General features: G+C 70.7%; 4 protein-coding genes. All 4 read left to right on the top strand.

All coding sequences use genetic code 11. The annotated features are described in order from the left end of the window. Positions 1-1,073: chromosomal replication initiator protein DnaA (dnaA, locus tag FV222_RS20095; protein WP_147815469.1), on the top strand; the 1,073-nt coding region annotated here is incomplete at its 5' end. Between the two features lie 186 nt (positions 1,074-1,259). After that, positions 1,260-2,378, top strand: a complete 1,119-nt coding sequence (gene dnaN, locus FV222_RS20090) for a DNA polymerase III subunit beta (protein WP_147764481.1) — start codon at positions 1,260-1,262, stop codon at positions 2,376-2,378. Between the two features lie 31 nt (positions 2,379-2,409). Further along, entirely contained in the window at positions 2,410-2,748 is a 339-nt protein-coding gene (locus tag FV222_RS20085; protein ID WP_147764482.1) for a hypothetical protein, read from the top strand. A gap of 89 nt (positions 2,749-2,837) precedes the next feature. Next, on the top strand, positions 2,838-3,653 hold an 816-nt coding region (locus FV222_RS20080; protein ID WP_246685565.1), incomplete at its 3' end, for an AAA family ATPase.

The following is a 3,653-nucleotide window of genomic DNA, read 5'->3' as shown; positions in this document are numbered from 1 at the left end:
CCCCCGACATGCGCGCCGAGATCGCCGGCGAGCTGAACGGCGCGCCGCTCGACGCCCGCCTGACCTTCGCGAACTTCCTGCTCGGCCGCTCGAATTCCCTGGCGCATGCCGCCGCCGACCGCGTCGCCCGCCACGACGGCGAGGGCGCGCTCTACAACCCGCTGTACTTCCATGCCGGCGTCGGCCTCGGGAAGACCCACCTGCTGCACGGCATCGGCCACGCCGCCCGCGAGGCCGGCCGCCGGGTGATCTACCTCACCGCCGACCGCTTCATGTACGGCTTCGTCAACGCCCTGAAGACGCAGAACGCGCTGGCCTTCAAGGAGCGCCTGCGCGGCATCGACCTGCTGATCCTCGACGACGTGCAGTTCATCCAGGGCAAGTCGATCCAGGCCGAGTTCGGCCACACCATCAACGCGCTGATCGATGCCGGCCGCCAGGTCGTCGTCGCCTCCGACCGGCCGCCGACGGAGCTCGAGGCCCTGGACGAGCGCGTGCGCTCGCGGCTCGCCGGCGGCCTGGTGGTCGAGATCGGGATGCTCGACGAGCAGCTGCGCGCCTCGATCCTCTCCGCCCGGCTCGCCGCGGTGCGGGTGGCGCATCCGAGCTTCGAGGTCTCGCCGGCGGTGGCGACCTACGTGGCGCGCGCGATCACCGCCAACGGCCGCGACCTCGAAGGCGCCGTGAACCGGCTGCTGGCCCACGCCACGCTCACCGGCACCGCCGTGACCATGGAGACCGCCGAGACCGCGATCCGCGACCTCGTGAAGAACCGCGAGCCCAAGCGCATCAAGATCGAGGACATCCAGAAGCTCGTCGCCTCGCGCTACAACGTCTCGCGCTCCGACATCCTCAGCGAGCGCCGCACCGCCGCCGTGGTGAAGCCGCGCCAGATCGCGATGTACCTGTCGAAGGTGCTGACGCTGCGCTCGCTCCCCGAGATCGGCCGCCGCTTCGGAGGCCGCGACCACACCACGGTGCTCCACGCCGTGCGCAAGATCGAGAAGCTGATCGGCGAGGACACGGTGCTCGGCGACGAGGTCGAGCTCCTGAAGCGCATGCTCCAGGATTGATCGCGCCTTCTCCCCCGGCGGGGAGGACGGCACGGGGGCGGGCCGCGCGCCCGCCCATACCCTGTGCGGGGACGAATCGCGCCCTTGCCTTCGCGGCGGCCCTTCGCCAAGCTGAACGGCCAAACTCCGAACCCGCCGGCCGCGGCGGCGTTCGAGCACGGTCCTTCGAGCATTCAGAGTACTGCGATGAGAGTCACTGTCGAGCGTGCGGCCCTCCTACGGTCGCTCGGCCACGTGCACCGCGTCGTGGAGCGGCGCAACACGATCCCGATCCTGTCGAACGTGCTGCTGCGCGCCACCGACGGCGGCCTGCAGCTGCGAGCGACCGACCTCGACATCGAGGTGACCGAGACCGTGCCGGCCGACGTCAGCGATCCCGGCGCCACCACCGTGCCGGCGCACGTCATCTACGACATCGTGCGCAAGCTGCCCGAGGGGGCGCAGGTCTCGCTGGAGACCGGCGGCGAATCCGGCCAGATGACGATCCGCTCCGGCCGCTCGCGCTTCGCGCTCGGCGCGCTGCCCGAGGGCGACTTCCCGGACCTCGCCGCGGGCGAGCTGCCGCACAGCTTCCACATCGCGGCGTCCGACCTCAAGCGGCTGATCGAGAAGACCCAGTTCGCGATCTCCACCGAGGAGACGCGCTACTACCTCAACGGCATCTACCTCCACACCATCGAGTCCGAGGGGCTGAAGCTCCGTGCGGTGGCCACCGACGGCCACCGGCTCGCCCGCGTCGAGATCGACGCGCCGGAGGGCAGCGCCGGCATGCCGGGCATCATCGTGCCGCGGAAGGCGGTCGCCGAGATCCAGAAGCTCGTCGACGACGGCGGCGACAGCGTCGCGATCAACCTCTCGCCGGCCAAGATCCGCCTGCGCTTCGCTTCGGGCGTGACGCTGATCTCGAAGTTGATCGACGGCACCTTCCCCGACTACCAGCGCGTGATCCCGGCCGGGAACGACAAGCGCCTCACGGTGGAGCGCGACGCCTTCGCCCGCGCCGTCGACCGGGTCTCGACGATCTCGTCGGAGCGCGGCCGCGCGGTGAAGCTCGGCCTGCAGGAAGGGCGCCTCTCGCTCTCGGTCAACAACCCGGATTCGGGCAGCGCCACGGAGGAGCTCGACGTCGACTACGAGGCCGCCGGCCTCGATATCGGCTTCAACGCCCGCTACCTCCTCGACATCACCGGCCAGCTCGAAGGCGACACCGCCCTGTTCAAGCTCGCCGACCCGGGCTCGCCGACCCTGATCCAGGACCGCGAGGGCGCCTCCGCGCTCTACGTGCTGATGCCGATGCGGGTGTGAGCCGTCGCCGCGCGGACCCCGAGATGCGGACATGACGGCGGCCCGTTTCATCGCGATTGCCGCCGTCGCTGTTCTCTCTGCGCTTTCGTTATGGGCGAATGGACCGTTCTCCGCGCTCGATCGGCTACCGATGCAATGGAGCCTGTCGGGCGAGGTGAACTGGAGTGCGCCTCGGCCGCTGGCTCTCGCCTTCGTGCCGGTGCTGGCGGCCATCCTGATGGCGATCGATCTTTGGGTTCATCGCCGAAATGCTCGCTTGGCACGCCGCAACACGGCCATTCACGCCGTCGGGTTCCTGATTGCCTATGGCTTCTATCTGGGCCTGCTTTTCCGCTTTGTGCCGACCATCGACGGTCCGGCTCTACCCTGAGAAGTGGGCTTTGGTCAGGATGCGAGAGCCACGTTATAGGGTCTTGCCCAACGTCCCGGCGCTCGAAAATCTGAAACAGATCGTCTGTGATTAGGCCCGAAGCTGACATCGGTCTGGAGCCAGAGCAAGGCGCCCAGCGCCTCACCCGCCTGACCGTCCGCGACTTCCGCAACCACGCCGACCTCGACCTGCCGCTGTCGTCGCGCTTCGTCGCGCTCGTCGGCGAGAACGGGGCGGGCAAGACCAACATCCTGGAGGCGGTCTCGCTGTTCGCCCCCGGGCGCGGGCTCCGGCGGGCCGAGTTCGCCACGATGGCGCGCAAGGACGGCCCCGGCGGGTTCGCCGTCTCGGTGACGCTGGCGCGCGACGGGGCCGAGCATCGCCTCGGCACGGGCTGCGAGCCGCCGGGCTTCGACGAGCGCACCAGCCGGCTCTGCCGGGTCGACGGGGCCGGCGCGCCCTCCCCCGTCGCCTTCTCGGAGTTCGTGCGCGTGGTCTGGCTGACGCCGGACCTCGACGGGCTGTTCCGCGGGCCCGGCGGCGACCGCCGCCGCTTCCTCGACCGCCTCGTCCTCGCCGTCGATTCCGGCCACGGCGCCCGCGTCTCGGCGATGGAGCGGGCGCTGCGCTCGCGCAACCGGCTGTTGGAAGAACGCTCGAACGACGGCCGCTGGCTCGACGCGATCGAGCGCGAGGTCGCCGAGCTCGGCGTCGCCGTGGCGCTGGCCCGGCGCGAGACCACCGAGCGCCTCGACCGGCTGATCCACGAGACCCGCGACGACGCGCAGCCGTTTCCCTGGGCGGCCCTGCGCCTGGAGGGCGACCTCGACGACCTCGTGGCGGTGTGGCCGGCGTTGGAGGCGGAAGACCGCTTCCGCCTTGCGCTCGCCCGCGGCCGCGCGCGC

Source organism: Methylobacterium sp. WL103, assembly GCF_008039885.1.
GTDB classification, from domain to species: Bacteria; Pseudomonadota; Alphaproteobacteria; order Rhizobiales; family Beijerinckiaceae; genus Methylobacterium; species Methylobacterium cerastii.
The sequence above is the reverse complement of the archived record's forward strand: the minus strand, read 5'-3'. Positions and strand labels throughout refer to the sequence as shown.

Bases quoted from the DNA above. Each gene is read 5' to 3' on its own strand.
- FV222_RS20085 (WP_147764482.1), top strand. From the start codon at position 2,410: ATGACGGCGGCCCGTTTCATCGCGATTGCCGCCGTCGCTGTTCTCTCT.
- dnaN (WP_147764481.1), top strand. From the start codon at position 1,260: ATGAGAGTCACTGTCGAGCGTGCGGCCCTCCTACGGTCGCTCGGCCAC.